Origin of the sequence: Allomuricauda sp. F6463D, assembly GCF_023015965.1 — a bacterium.
GTDB lineage: Bacteria > Bacteroidota > Bacteroidia > Flavobacteriales > Flavobacteriaceae > Flagellimonas.
Genome location: NZ_JALKAN010000002.1, coordinates 594,325 through 608,416, shown reverse-complemented (window position 1 = coordinate 608,416; position 14,092 = coordinate 594,325). Strand labels below are relative to the sequence as shown.

Below are 14,092 nucleotides of genomic sequence, written 5' to 3'. Positions count from 1 at the left end.
GCAGGCTAACTGGTTATGTTTGGTTTTATGCGCATAATCCACATTTCCTCATCATACGAAGCGTTTAGTTTGGTGTAGTATGAGGTTAGGGCATTGTTCCAGGTTTCATGTTTCTTCAAGTAAACATACCTGTGCTTGTCCTTGGGACTGATGAAGTAACTTGCATGCAATCCTCTTGCATTCAGTTCCTTTACAAATTCCTTGGCACTCGTTGAGTTTTCAAATACGTTGGCAATTAGATAGTACCCTTCTGGCAAGCCATCGCCAGATTGAGTCGTAATGACTACGTGACTATTTCCATTAGCGTTATCGCTCACATTTTTGGACAATAGGTTATTCCCGTATTTAGAGCTTGGATTGTTAACTTGCCCTGTGTATCCTGCGATTTGAGAGTTTCCAGCATTCACGTTCATAACCCAAGCGTCTCCTTTATATGTGCCATTCATTTTAGTATGATAGGCGTTCAACGCTTCTTGTTTATTCTCAAAATCGGCGATATAAACATAATTGAGACCATTTTTAGGATTTTCAAAATAATCTGCATTTATTCCTTGATCTCTTAGTCTTTCAATAAAAGAGTGCAAATTATTGGTGTCTCTAAATACATTGGCAATTAGGTAATGTCCGCCCTTAACATTTGGGACATTGTGAGATTTGAATTTTGTCCTCTTTGTTTTAGCAGGACTGTAAGTATTGTCTTTTTTTGCATTTGTGCTGGAAGCATATGTGGTGCCCTTATTGGTCTTGGCTTCATTGATTTTAATTACCTTTTTGGTAGATGTGCTGTTGGACAGACCGTGGTTGGCCAAGGGTTGTTTTTTCCTGGTTACGATATCCGTACTATCCATGTTGGCAAAATATACTTCTTTAGCTCTTTGTTCCAACGCAGGGCTTTGTCCCCTTGTTTCACGTTGTACCATTTTCATCACAGTTTCAAAACGCTTTTCCAAGTCTTTTTTACGAGTTGACTCCATGGAGTCTTGGCGCATTAGCAGTTCATCCAAAATGGCGTCGTTTTCGGCCAGTTTATCCTTTAATTGTGCAATTTCGAGATCCTTGTCTGTAATGCTTAAGCTGTCTTGAGGTACATCTTCCTCATTTGAAACCAATTCTTCGCCCTCTTTTTCCAACATTACGCGGTCTTCTGTAAGGTTTGGTGTAAAGGAGTAGGCCAATGAAATTTCGTGTGTTACCCCAAAGCTTTCAAACTGGTTGGACAGGCCTTTTTCGACGGTATACCCCAAGGATATGTTTTTGGTAAGGTTAAAACCCAATCCGGCGGAAGCACCATAAAAATCATCATAACCCGCTTGTACCCATCCTAGTTTGGGAAGGTCAAGAATTAAGTTACCACCTAGTGTAATCGTTTCTTCACCCACTTTTCGCACTCTGGCCAATGGCATTAAGCGAGCACTTTCCAACATTCCACTTCCATTTTCAAACTGATGGGTATATTGTAGGTGTCCCGAGTATGTCTTTTCATTGAAATCAGTAACGGATTCGCTGGATTTAAGGTTGTAGTCAAATAGGTTTTCAGCAAAACCACCAATATCAAACTTTCCAATGGAAAAGTTAAATCCAGGTTGAAAGCTTACTAATGAGCTACTTTCCAATGTATTTAAAAACGGGTCTTCTTCTACAGAGTTTACTCTATCTTGATTAAAGGCGCTTTGATAATAACTTACGTTGGCACCAAATGTGAATGTACTGTTTTCACTCAATCGCACACCATAGGCATAGTTTGCGTGTAAACCGAAATTATTGAAAAGCCCTTCTCTGTTGGTAAATAGACTAAGACCTACACCGCTCCTATCACTTACTCTACCACTGTAACTTAAGAAGTATACTTGGTTATTGTCATTAAAAGATACCGACTGGTTTCTATGAAAGAGGTTAATGTACGATTTGTCCTCTCTTACTGTGGAAAAGGTTGGGTTCAATAAGAACCGGTTAAACTTTACAAGGTTTTGAGAGGGCACGTTATAAGGTACATACGCTTCTTCTTCTTGTCCTCTCATTCCTGAGAAGGCAAGTAGCAAGGTAATAAGTAGAAGTAGAGGTTTAGTTTGCATTGCTGTTTATTTAATAACAGTGATGGTCCCTTGTTTTAAATTTTTGCCACCACGTGAAATCTTGTAATAGAAAATCATGTTTTGTCTATTAAAAGCTGTAGTGGATTGGGGCCAATTATTTTCATAGCCGATTTGGCTAAATATTTGTTCTCCGCGCTCATTAAAAATGGTTACGAGAACATCGGGGTCTCTTGAATATGTATTGGGTAGTACCCATAAGTCGTTAATACCATCACCATTTGCGGTTATAACGTTCGGTATCGCAAACATATCCCTGTACGTTACAGTAATTAGTTTACTTACCGTACATGAGCCAAAGCTGGCGATTAATAGGTATTCCCCTTCTTCGGTAAAACCGTAAGAATTGCTTGTGGAAATTTGGTTGCTACCCGCATCGTACCATTCATAGGAATCTGCGCCGCTAGCAGTTATTGTTTTTGTTTCTCCCTCGATAATGATGAGGTCTTGGGAATTGTCCAATACCAATAAGGATTCATCGAATTCTGTTATCGTGATTTCATTGGATATTAGCGGACATTCATTGGTTGTGATTTCTAATTGGTACACGCCTATTTCGTTCGCAGTAAAGCTTTCGGACGCTGAATCGACCACAACTCCATCTTTTTTCCATTGAAAGGATGCATCTGACAGATCAGAACTGCTTGTTAAAACAATGGCTTCACCTCCTTCGCACAGAACGGTACCATTTGCGGATATTGTCACTGTTTCATTGGAAGCAAGTTTTACCTGCAAGTTATTTGAGGTTGAATCAAAAGTATCTATTGAACCAAAAAGGGTATAGCTTCCATTATTTTCATGACTGGATATTGTGATGGTCTTTGAGGTTTCTCCAGAAATATTGGTTCCATCCAATTTCCATTGGTAATCAAAAGTACCCTGCAAATCTGAAGTTACATCTGTTGTAGCACCACTATCGCTTATGGCATTTATTTTTGTTAAGGTCAATGTTGCTTCCGTGCTTTCACAAGAACCATAAGAACTTACATAGTCTATTATTAGCTCAAAAGAATCCGGTGATACTACTGTTGTTGTTGTTGAAGCTACTGGCGCAGGGGTACATGGACCTCCGTTTTCTGTTACCTTAACGTAATAGTCACCAACAGCATCAATATTTAATGTATTGCTCGTTGCATCTGTAATGGCAGAACCATCCTTAAACCATTGGTAGGTTGCATTGGATGCGGTTGTGCTCACAGACAAAGTTTTAGTTTGGGATGGAAGAAGGACAATACTTTCTTCATTGTTTAAGGTGATTTCAAAAGAACCAGAGCTTGAAACTGTTACTGGTTCTGATGATTCTGTACAAATACCCGAACCAGAAACCTCAACTTCATAAGATCCTTCGAAACCAGCGATTCCAGCATCAACAGTGTAAGTGTTTCCGTCTACGGTTGGCCCGCTTACCACGGTTCCATCTTTATACCAAGTATACGTTAAGCCCGAGTCAGAGGTATTTGCCTCAAGTACATGGGTTTCTCCAGGGCAAATCTCTATATTGTCTGTGCCATTGATGGCCAAACCTGAACTTGTTCCTGTAGTTATCTCAATAGTATTTGAAAGCGTGTTTGCCGATCCCGAACAATCTCCATAATCCAGTTCCACATAGTACATTCCTGGTTCGGAAACTGTTATACTTTCTGATTTTTCTGAAAGCAATGTTCCACTACGGTACCAATTATATATATATGTATCTGCGTTAGGTATATTATGAGGTTTCAAGGTTACCGAGCCGTCTCCACAAATTTGAATCTGTCCGCCCGAAGGAATTGTTCCACTACCATTCTCACTGATTAATAATGGTGAGTTATAATCAATAAAGTACATGGAAAACGCTTCGGATGCTGGACTTGTCTTAGCGGGGCTGGTGCTTCTGACCCTCATTTTAAAGTTATCACCTCTCATATCCGATGGGAGGGCAAATTGGAACTCAAAATCGAAAGTTGTGTTTTTGTCGCTAACGCGCACAAGCTCTGTAGGGTTGGAAAAGTAGCCATTGGCATCGGATAGCTCTAAAACAAACTCATTATCACCTCCGACCATTGGCGGGTCCCATGTAAAGTTCACGAAATATTCGTTAAACCCTGCAGATGCACAAACAGCGGTCCATGCAGAATTCCCGGCCAAGTTTGGATTGTCCGCCGGAACAGGTTGGTTTAGTACTTGGGCGCCCATATTGGAGATACCCAATAGCACAAAAGCCAAAGCCAAAATTAGAATGCTATACGTTGAATTAGTCTTTTTCATCACCGTTAGTATTTAAGAGGTTATGGGCATATTAGCCCTGTTAGTTTGCGCCCCTTAATTGTACTTCTTTCAAGAGACGTTGTTCAGTCGCCCCTTTTTCATATAGTATTCTAATAGCAAATATGTCTTTAATTTCGACGAATAGAAAGATATTGTTGTAGGCTATACCAAAAGTGTTGTGAAATCGTCTACTTTGTATACACAGAAGCTTGAAAAATAGCTATCAACAGGGGATTTTATTACATTTGCCCATCAAAATATTGGTATGTCAAAAGAAGCTAGATCGCTCAATTTTATAGAACACATTGTTGAGGAGGACCTTACAATGGGTTATACTCAAAAGGACTTGAGGTTTCGTTTTCCTCCGGAGCCCAACGGTTACTTACATATTGGGCACGCTAGCTCAATATGTCTCAACTTTGGTTTGGGATTGCGATACAATGCACCGGTAAACTTGCGTTTCGACGATACTAATCCGGCAAAAGAAGAAAAGGAATATGTAGAGGCCATAAAAAAGGATGTTAAATGGCTCGGGTTCGAATGGGACACAGAATGCTATGCTTCGGATTATTTTCAACAGTTGTATGATTGGGCAACTTTGCTGATCAAAGAGGGAAAGGCCTATGTAGATAGCCAATCTTCTGAGGACATTGCAAACCAAAAAGGAACTCCAACCGAACCAGGGAGCGAGAGTCCATATAGAAATCGCTCTGTAGATGAGAATTTGAGCCTATTTAAAGGGATGAAAGAGGGCGAATTCAAAGATGGGGAACATGTTTTAAGAGCCAAAATCGATATGTCTTCCTCAAATATGTTGATGCGTGACCCTGTAATGTACCGTATTTTGCACAAAGCACACCATAGAACAAATACCGATTGGTGTATTTATCCCATGTACGATTGGACGCATGGGGAAAGTGATTATATCGAACAAGTTTCACATTCTTTGTGTACACTCGAGTTTTTGCCCCACCGGGAGTTGTACGATTGGTTTTTGGACCAAGTGGTATCTTCTAATAAGTTGCGTCCAAAACAAAGGGAATTTGCTAGAAGGAACTTAAGTCATACCGTTGTAAGTAAACGGAAATTGCTTCAACTTGTGGAAACCGGTGTTGTGGAAAGTTGGGATGACCCTAGAATGCCTACGATTTCTGGATTCCGAAGAAGAGGTTTTACTCCAGAGTCCATCAAAAATTTTGTGGATACCATAGGTATAGCCAAAAGGGAAAATGTGGTAGATGTATCCTTACTTGATTTCCATGTAAGGGAACACCTAAATAAAATTGCTCCCCGTGTAATGGCGGTATTAAATCCGCTAAAACTCGTACTTACTAACTACGATGAAGGTAAGGAAGAATGGCTCAATGCAGAAAATAATCCTGAAGATTCATCTGCAGGTAGCAGAAAAGTCCCATTTTCTCGAGAACTGTATATTGAGCAAGAAGACTTTAGGGAAGAAGCCAACAGAAAGTTTTTTAGGTTAAAACTAGGTGGTGAAGTGCGTTTGAAAAACGGGTATATAATTAAAGCAGAAAGTTGCACCAAAGATGATGAAGGTAACATTACCGAGGTTCAATGTACTTATGACCCTAAAAGTAAAAGTGGATCTGGCACTGAGGAGAGTTTACGAAAAGTAAAAGGAACATTACATTGGGTTTCCATTCCTCACGCCATTACTGCCGAAGTAAGGTTATACGATCGACTTTTTAACGACCCTACACCGGATGGCCATAAGGATAAGGATTTTATGGACTTTGTTAATCAAGACTCATTGAAAAAGGTTATCGGATATTTGGAACCTAGTTTAAAGGATTCACAAATCGGTGATAAAGTACAGTTTCAACGACTCGGGTATTTTAATGTAGATCAAGACTCAACTCCAGAAAAACTGGTTTTTAACCGAACTGTTACGTTAAGGGACACCTGGGCCAAATTGGAACAGAAAAGTTAGAATAACGTTTTCTTATTTTACACTTTATTTTTATTGATGAATCCTATTAAAAACGGGTTCACTGGGAGGGATTTGCCGAATCTTTTCCTCTATTCCTTATAAATTCACATCACCGGTCTTAAAGTGTTTCTAAATCCAATTATTTTCAATATTTGGTCAAAATTTAGTTTATGCGTTAAGGTTTCTACCTATTGCATCAATACTTGCTTTAATTGTATGTTAATTTTGAACAAATCGATAAGGGGAATGTACTTAGATACATGAAAAATGAATTATTGATTTTTTAAATGAAGTTTAATTTAAAATAATAATATTATGTCAAATAGCACAGGAAACGTTTTAACCGCATTATTAACAGGAGCAGTTGTTGGAGCCGGTATTGGAATTTTATATGCTCCCGATAAGGGAAAAAGAACTAGGAAGAAAATCAAAAAAAGTGCAGTTAAGGCAAAAGATGATATTTCCCAAAGTTTGAACAATGCAAAAGATGAGTTTAGCAAAACTGCTGATGCCAAAAAGGAGGAATTTGAAGAAAAATTAGAGGACACCCTTTCCAGTATGAGTTACAAAGCAGATGATATTCTTGTTGCACTTGAAAAAAAGCTGGAAGACCTAAGAACTAAGAACGCCAAACTACAGAAGTAAAATATGGCATTCGAGGAGATTAAAGAACAAATAGATCATGTTGAACAAGGAGTTAGGTCCTATGTGAAGAACAGCTTGGATTTTTATAGGCTCCAAAGTTTTCGCTCTATGATGAAGGGCGTAACAATGGCAGCCCAAGCGCTTGTTATTTATGGAATCACATTTCTATCTCTTTTGTTTCTTTCGTTTAGCGCTGCATTTTGGATTGGAGATGAGTTGGAGAGTACCGCCCAGGGCTTTTTAATTGTGGGAGGGTTTTACGTACTCATTGTTATTGTTTTGTTCTTGGCCAGAAAGTTGATCGAAAGACCATTATTAAAAAAGTTTTCTAAATTTTATTTTGATGAACTATGATTCAGTCACAATACACATCATTTGAAGATATTGATCGAGACCTCAAAGTCTTAAAGCTACAAAGAGAGATAGATGAAGAGAAGGTGAAACTTGCAATACAACAGACCAAAGCAGAATTATACCCTACAAATATACTGGGTGGTATTGCTCCTTTGTTACAAAAGATTGCTATATCCTTAATAGCAAAAAAACTGCTTAAAAAATTTGATTAGTGTTCAGGTTTTATACGGTAACAGCATAAAAAAGGCTCCTTATAAGGAGCCTTTTTATTTTAATAAGCATTCGTTATGCTTTAGAATCTTTTTCTTTTTGTTTACGTTTCATGGCTTCCCCGATTTGGTTACTTGCCGAAAAAGAAGCGACCATATTGTTTAGCATGTCGCTACCTGCTTGTGGTGAATTCGGCAGTAATATTAAGTTGGTGTCTGTTTCTTCACCAATGGCCTGTAGTGTATCGTAATGTTGGGTTACTACAATAAGGGCGGAGGCTTCTTGCGAGTTGATACCAACCTTGTTGAGCACTTCAACGGATTCTTCTAAACCACGTGCAATTTCCCTACGCTGATCTGCAATACCTTGACCTTGCAGTCTTTTACTTTCTGCCTCTGCTTTTGCTTTTTCTACAATAAGAATACGTTGTGCATCACCTTCAAATTGTGCGGCTATTTTTTCACGTTCAGATGCATTTATACGGTTCATGGCCTCCTTAACCTGTCCGTCTGGGTCAATATCGGTAACCAATGTTTTTATAATATCAAAGCCATAATCCAACATTGCATCTTGCAGTTCCGATTTAACGGCAATAGCGATGTCGTCTTTTTTTACGAAGACATCATCAAGTTTCATTTTCGGAACTTCTGCACGTACCACATCAAACACATAAGAAGTAATTTGATCATGTGGGTATTCTAGTTGGTAAAATGCCTCATAGACTTTTTCACGAATAACCACATATTGAACGGATACTTTCAATTTAACAAATACATCGTCCAAGGTTTTCGTTTCAACAATTACATCTAGCTGTTGAATTTTTAGACTTAAACGACCCGCTATGCGATCTACAATTGGAATTTTCATTTGCAGACCCGAGTTTCGGATGCTGTGGAACCGACCAAATCGCTCAACGGCAACAGCGGTTTGTTGTTTAACAATGAAGAAAAACTTAAATAGAATGATCAGCGCTATAAACGCAATAGGTATAAATAAAAAGTTGCCCATGGTATTTATGTTTTATTTTAGTAATGGAAATTACGAAACTTGAACATAGTATTAGTAGTCATTCGTCAATTAAAGTTACAGTTCTATCAATTCTAAAGCTGTGCAATTGCGGTTTCTATACGATTTACACTTTCTTTTTTACCGATTAGGTGCATAATATCAAAAATATGAGGACCTTTCATATCACCAACGAGAACCAAACGCAACGGCGGCATAACTTTTCCGAAAGAAAGCTCTTGTTCTGCAATCCACCCTTTAACGGCTTCTTCTATTATTGGAGAATCAAAATCAGTGATATTTTGCAAAACCTCAACAATAGCTGCCATTATTTTTGGCGTGCCTTCTTTCCATTGTTTTTTTACGGCTTTCTCGTTGTAGGACTGGGGTGCTTGAAAGAAATAATCTCCCAATTCCCAAAAATCCTTTGCGAATGTTGCGCGTTCTTTTATTAATGATACAACTTGGGTAGTATATTCCTTGGTTGATGATATGTTTCTTTTTTCTAAATCGGAAGCGAACAAGGCGGCTAAATCATCATTAGATTTTTTCTGTAACCATTGTTGATTATACCAATTGTTCTTTTCTGGGTCAAAGCGGGCACCTGACTTGTTTACACGTTCTAAGCTAAAAGTATTTACCAATTCTTCTAGGCTAAAGATTTCCTGTTCGGTCCCTGGATTCCACCCTAGTAAGGCTAAAAAGTTAACTACTGCCTCAGGGAAAAATCCTGCTTCGCGATAGCCTTCTGATTGGTTCCAAGTCAATGGAAAAACAGGGAAGCCTCCTTTTTCACCATCCCGCTTGCTCAATTTTCCTTTACCAACAGGTTTCATTATCAACGGCAGGTGTGCAAATTCAGGTGTGTCCCAACCGAAAGCATTGTACAGTAGATTGTGTAGTGCCAGTGAGGGTAACCATTCTTCACCACGGATAACATGCGTAATTTTCATCAAATGGTCATCTACAATATTGGCCAAATGATAGGTTGGCATGCCATCGCTTTTAAAGAGAACTTTATCATCCAAAGTACTGCTATCAATTGATATTTGTCCACGTATAATGTCATTTAAATGAATTTCTTCATTCTCAGGGGATTTAAATCTGATAACATAGGGTTCGCCGGCATTCAATTTATCCGCTACCTGTTTTTTGGATAGTGATAGGGAGTTGGTCAATTTTAAACGATTGTGCCAGTTATATATAAAGGTCTTCCCTTTGGATTCGTGGTCCTTTCTATGATAATCTAGTGTTTCAGCGGTGTCAAAAGCATAATAAGCCTTGCCCTTCTCAATAAGCTCAAGAGCATAGTTCTTGTAAAGGTCTTTGCGTTCGCTTTGCCTATATGAGCCTACAGCGCCTTCCTTGTCGGGTCCTTCATCAAAGGATATTCCGCACCAGTTCAAGGCTTCTATTATATATTGTTCTGCTCCATCAACAAAACGGTTCTGATCTGTATCTTCAATACGAAGTATAAAATCACCACCATTTTTCTTGGCAAATAAATAATTGAAAAGAGCGGTACGAAGCCCCCCTATATGTAACGGTCCCGTTGGGCTCGGCGCAAATCGAACACGTACTTTTTGGCTCATAATAAGCTTTGTTTTTGGCAAAGATACATTGCTACCAATGAACTGGAAAGGGTTTCTGGCTTGTCTTTTTTATGTTTCGGTAGTGCCCTTGACTGAATGTTTAACAAAATTTTTCTTTTGAATTACTATGGATCAGGTAAATTGGTGATACTAATATGTTATTTTGGATCCATACCAGTTAATAATATCAAAGCTCGAACAATTTATCAGGAAGTTTTATACGAAACAACTGATAAGGGGAGTGTTCCTGTTTCTTACTCTGGGCAGTCTTTTTTGGATGACCATAACATATTTTGAATATGTCTTGTGGCTCAATGAGTCTTGGAGGCTTACACTTTTTCTCTTGTTTATAGTAGTGGAGCTTTTTCTGTTATATAATTATATTATAGTTCCGTTGATGTACCTGTTCAAAATTAGGGACGGAATTGACAAGAAGAGGGCGTCACAGTTGATTGGGAAACATTTTCCTGATATTGATGATAAATTGTTCAATCTACTTGAATTATCTGAAAATCAACAAAAATCCGATCTTTTACTAGCCAGTATTAAACAGCGTGCTTCTAGTTTAGGTACCGTTCCGTTCACTGAGGCTGTTAATTTTAAGGATAGCTATAGATACGCAAAGTATTTTATTATACCTGTGGCCTTGTTTGGTATTATTTGGTTTACTGGAGATATCGTTTCTTTTTTCAACTCACATCAACGTGTAATGCATTATGATATGGCATACGAAAAGCCAGCACCATTTAGGTTCGAGTTGATGAACACTAGTTTGGAAGTGTTGGATAATCAGTCGTTAACTGTTAGGGTTGGTACGGTTGGTGAAGTTCGACCGGATAATGTAACTATTGTCGTTAATGGCGAGGAATTGTTGATGCAGCGTGGACAAGACTTCTATGAATATACCTTTGAAGCACCAGTTCCGGAAAATACTATTTACTTCACGGCCAATGGTTGGTCCTCCAAACAATATTTAATACGAAGCTATAGAACGCCCACAGTGGTTGATTTTAGTATGGAATTAGAGTATCCAAGATACCTAAATATGGAACCAGAGGTGGTTTCTGGGACAGGTAATACCGAGATCCCGGAAGGAACTACTGTAACATGGGGCATTCGTGGAGATCATGTGGATACTATTAAAATGATTGCTCGTGATACCATGGTTTATCTAAAAAAGGAAGGCAACCTATTTTCTGATTCTAAAGTTGTATATGATAATTTCGACTATGAACTTAGCACTTCAAATGAGAAGGTGTCTGACTTTGAAAGATTGGCTTATGGGTTGAGGGTTGTAAAGGATGAAATGGCCACTGTTCAAGTTGATCAAGTATTGGATTCATTGAACCCTAACCAGTCTTATTATGCCGGACAAGCTGGGGATGACCATGGTATAAGTGAAATCAGGTTGGTTTATTATCCTATAGATGATATTAACAACAGTCAAAAAGTATTATTAGAGTCACCTAGTACAAATGTTTCTCAGTTTTACTACACATTTCCAAGTGGTTTAACTCTGCAACCAGGTAAACGATACAAATTGTATTTCGAAGTGGTTGATAATGATGGTGTTAGAGGTGGTAAGGTAACAAAAAGCCGAGTATTTGACGCAGTGTTTTATGATGATAAGGAGTTGAAAAACAAGGAGTTAGAGTATCAAAACTCAACATTGAACCAAATGGGTGAGACCCTAAAGAAATTAAAACAGCAAGAAGATAAGCTTACTGATATAAACAACATCCAAAGGGAGGAAAAGACCTTAAGTTTTGAGGATCGAAATCAAATACGGAACTTTTTACAACAACAGAAACAACAGGATGAGCTGATGGAAAAGTTTAGTCGGCAGTTGAATGAAAGTATAGAGAAAACTTCAGAGAATTCGGAAATGAAGCGGATGCTCCAAGAACGTTTGGAGCGGCAAGAGGCTGAAGCGAAAAAGAACGCTAAATTGTTAGAGGAGCTTGACAAGATAGCAGACAAAATTGATAAGGAAGATCTTCAAAAACGGTTGGAGGAATTGGGTAAAAACCAAGGTAAGAACACCCGAAATCTTGAACAGATATTAGAGTTGACAAAACGATACTACGTTACAGAAAAAGCATCCCAGATTTCAAAAGACCTTGAGGAATTGGCTAATAAACAAGATAATTTGTCAGACTCTGAAATTTCAAAAGAAAGTACTGAGGAACAGAATACGCTGAATTCAGAGTTCAATAAAGTTGCTGAAGAATTGCGAGAACTTCAAAGGGATAATGAAGCCCTGCAAAAGCCCCTTGATTTCAATATCGATGATACTAATTCAGAAGATGTGAAGAAAGATCAGGAGGATGCGTTAGACGAGTTACAAAAACATCAGCATTTGGATGGTTCTTCAGATTCTCAAGAACATAAAAAGACCAAGGAAGGTGCCTCCAAAAAGCAAAAGTCAGCTGCACAAAAGATGCAAGAAATGAGCGATTCTATGAAATCGGGCGCTATGGGTGGCAGTGAGTCTGAGGCTGAAGATGCTGAAATGTTACGTCAAATCTTGGATAATCTTATTACTTTTTCTTTTAAGCAGGAAAGCCTTTTTGATAATCTTCAAACCAACGATGGAGATATTTCTCAATTTTCCAGAACCGTAAAGGATCAACAGAACCTTAAACGATTGTTCGAACACGTAGATGATAGTCTTTTTGCTCTTTCGCTACGAAAGGTTGAATTGTCTGAGTTTGTTAATGAGCAGATATCCGAGGTTTATTATAATATAGATAAATCTTTGGAAAGTATTGCTGAAAATCAGATGTACCAAGGCGCATCATACCAACAGTATGTTATTAATGCCACTAATGCACTTGCAGACTTTCTCGCAAATGTTTTGGATAATATGCAACAAAACATGAACCCCGGTCAAGGTGGTGGAGAAGGTCAGGACTTTCAACTTCCGGATATTATCAAAGGACAACAGAATATTCAAGAAAAAATGGGTGGTTCGGGCGAAAGTGGTCAGCAATCGAAGGGTAAAAGAAAGGAAGCTGGTGAAGATCAAGGCGACCAACAGCAAGGATCTAAAGGCACTAAGGGGGATGGTGAAAAAGGAGAGGGCGGAGGAGAAGGCCAAAGTGACAATGGGCAAAATAACTCTCAAGAGGGAAAAGGAGGCAATTCTAGTTCAAATGGGCTCGGAGAAATGAGTCTTGAAGAGGTTTATGAAATATATAAGGAACAACAATTTTTAAGAGAGAACCTGGAAAAACAGTTGGAGGATATGATGCGGGAATCGGATAAAAATCTGGCCAAGAAGTTAATCCAGCAAATGGAGAATTTTGAAAATGATTTGCTAGAAAATGGAATTACCGAAAGAACACGTAGTAAAGCGAACGTGATTCAGCATCAATTGTTAAAACTTGAAAATGCTGCTATGGAACAAGGAGAGGACAATAAAAGGGAAAGTCAGACCAATTTGGATCGTTTTAAGAACCCTGTTACCACTAAACCAGAGTTACTACGGGAATACCAGAACGACATTGAAATATTAAATAGACAAGCTTTACCTTTGCGGCAAAATTTTGAGAAAAAGGTAAAGAGTTATTTCAATAATGATTGAGTTTCATTTTAAAAATGCGTTCGTATTACAGGATATAACCAAGTACGCCAATTGGATAGATAGGATAATATGCTCTGAGGGTTTTATCACTGGCCAAATTGACTATATTTTTTGCAATGATGCTTATCTTTTAAAACTCAATGAAGAATATCTAAATCACAACACTTTTACAGATATTATAACATTTGATTATAGAGACGGCAAGACAGTCTCAGGGGATATTTTTATTTCAACGGAAAGAGTTAGGGATAACGCAGAAAAGTTTAACGTAGCATTTATAAATGAGCTACGCAGGGTAATGAGTCATGGCATTCTTCATTTAGTTGATTATAACGACAAATCCAATGAGGAAAAAGCTATTATGAGAGGAAAGGAAGATGAAAAAATTAAAATGTTCCACGTGGAACAGTAG

10 protein-coding genes are annotated in these 14,092 nt (G+C 38.3%); 6 read left to right on the top strand and 4 right to left on the bottom strand.

Features of this window, described 5'->3' with window-relative positions; all coding sequences use genetic code 11:
• Positions 1 to 5: 5 nt before the first annotated feature.
• A complete protein-coding gene (locus tag MWU56_RS11255; protein WP_247044575.1) occupies positions 6 to 2,072 on the bottom strand; it encodes a PorP/SprF family type IX secretion system membrane protein in 2,067 nt (688 codons plus the stop codon).
• A gap of 6 nt (positions 2,073 to 2,078) precedes the next feature.
• Positions 2,079 to 4,337 carry a gliding motility-associated C-terminal domain-containing protein gene (locus MWU56_RS11250; protein ID WP_247044574.1) on the bottom strand — a complete coding sequence of 753 codons (2,259 nt, stop codon included), beginning with the start codon at positions 4,335 to 4,337 and terminating at the stop codon, positions 2,079 to 2,081.
• Positions 4,338 to 4,602: 265 nt separating this feature from the next.
• On the opposite strand from MWU56_RS11250, the gene MWU56_RS11245 reads away from it, so the two are divergent.
• From MWU56_RS11245 to MWU56_RS11230, 4 genes are all read left to right on the top strand, one after another.
• Positions 4,603 to 6,288, top strand: coding sequence for a glutamine--tRNA ligase/YqeY domain fusion protein (locus tag MWU56_RS11245; RefSeq protein WP_247044573.1), 1,686 nt, complete (start codon positions 4,603 to 4,605; stop codon positions 6,286 to 6,288).
• Between the two features lie 315 nt (positions 6,289 to 6,603).
• On the top strand, positions 6,604 to 6,933 hold the full coding sequence (locus MWU56_RS11240; protein ID WP_247044572.1) for a YtxH domain-containing protein: 330 nt from the start codon (positions 6,604 to 6,606) through the stop codon (positions 6,931 to 6,933).
• 3 nt (positions 6,934 to 6,936) lie between these two features.
• Complete coding sequence (locus MWU56_RS11235; protein ID WP_247044571.1) at positions 6,937 to 7,287, top strand: hypothetical protein; 351 nt, start codon at positions 6,937 to 6,939, stop codon at positions 7,285 to 7,287.
• Complete coding sequence (locus tag MWU56_RS11230; protein ID WP_247044570.1) at positions 7,284 to 7,499, top strand: DUF6327 family protein; 216 nt, start codon at positions 7,284 to 7,286, stop codon at positions 7,497 to 7,499. Before MWU56_RS11235 ends, MWU56_RS11230 begins: the two co-directional genes overlap by 4 nt.
• A 73-nt stretch (positions 7,500 to 7,572) precedes the next feature.
• Here MWU56_RS11230 and MWU56_RS11225 read toward each other — a convergent pair whose 3' ends face one another.
• Together MWU56_RS11225 and gltX are read right to left on the bottom strand one after the other, a co-directional pair.
• Positions 7,573 to 8,505, bottom strand: coding sequence for an SPFH domain-containing protein (locus MWU56_RS11225; protein WP_247044569.1), 933 nt, complete (start codon positions 8,503 to 8,505; stop codon positions 7,573 to 7,575).
• 92 nt (positions 8,506 to 8,597) lie between these two features.
• Positions 8,598 to 10,094 carry a glutamate--tRNA ligase gene (gene gltX / locus MWU56_RS11220; protein ID WP_247044568.1) on the bottom strand — a complete coding sequence of 499 codons (1,497 nt, stop codon included), beginning with the start codon at positions 10,092 to 10,094 and terminating at the stop codon, positions 8,598 to 8,600.
• Positions 10,095 to 10,371: 277 nt separating this feature from the next.
• On the opposite strand from gltX, the gene MWU56_RS11215 reads away from it, so the two are divergent.
• Positions 10,372 to 13,680, top strand: a complete 3,309-nt coding sequence (locus tag MWU56_RS11215; RefSeq protein WP_247044567.1) for a hypothetical protein — start codon at positions 10,372 to 10,374, stop codon at positions 13,678 to 13,680.
• Entirely contained in the window at positions 13,673 to 14,092 is a 420-nt protein-coding gene (ybeY, locus tag MWU56_RS11210; RefSeq protein WP_247044565.1) for an rRNA maturation RNase YbeY, read from the top strand. Before MWU56_RS11215 ends, ybeY begins: the two co-directional genes overlap by 8 nt.

Coding starts and splice junctions, on each gene's coding strand:
- MWU56_RS11245 (WP_247044573.1), top strand. CDS start 4,603: ATGTCAAAAGAAGCTAGATCGCTCAATTTTATAGAACACATTGTTGAG.
- MWU56_RS11235 (WP_247044571.1), top strand. CDS start 6,937: ATGGCATTCGAGGAGATTAAAGAACAAATAGATCATGTTGAACAAGGA.
- MWU56_RS11255 (WP_247044575.1), bottom strand. CDS start 2,072: ATGCAAACTAAACCTCTACTTCTACTTATTACCTTGCTACTTGCCTTC.
- ybeY (WP_247044565.1), top strand. CDS start 13,673: ATGATTGAGTTTCATTTTAAAAATGCGTTCGTATTACAGGATATAACC.
- MWU56_RS11225 (WP_247044569.1), bottom strand. CDS start 8,505: ATGGGCAACTTTTTATTTATACCTATTGCGTTTATAGCGCTGATCATT.
- MWU56_RS11230 (WP_247044570.1), top strand. CDS start 7,284: ATGATTCAGTCACAATACACATCATTTGAAGATATTGATCGAGACCTC.
- MWU56_RS11250 (WP_247044574.1), bottom strand. CDS start 4,337: ATGAAAAAGACTAATTCAACGTATAGCATTCTAATTTTGGCTTTGGCT.
- gltX (WP_247044568.1), bottom strand. CDS start 10,094: ATGAGCCAAAAAGTACGTGTTCGATTTGCGCCGAGCCCAACGGGACCG.
- MWU56_RS11215 (WP_247044567.1), top strand. CDS start 10,372: ATGACCATAACATATTTTGAATATGTCTTGTGGCTCAATGAGTCTTGG.
- MWU56_RS11240 (WP_247044572.1), top strand. CDS start 6,604: ATGTCAAATAGCACAGGAAACGTTTTAACCGCATTATTAACAGGAGCA.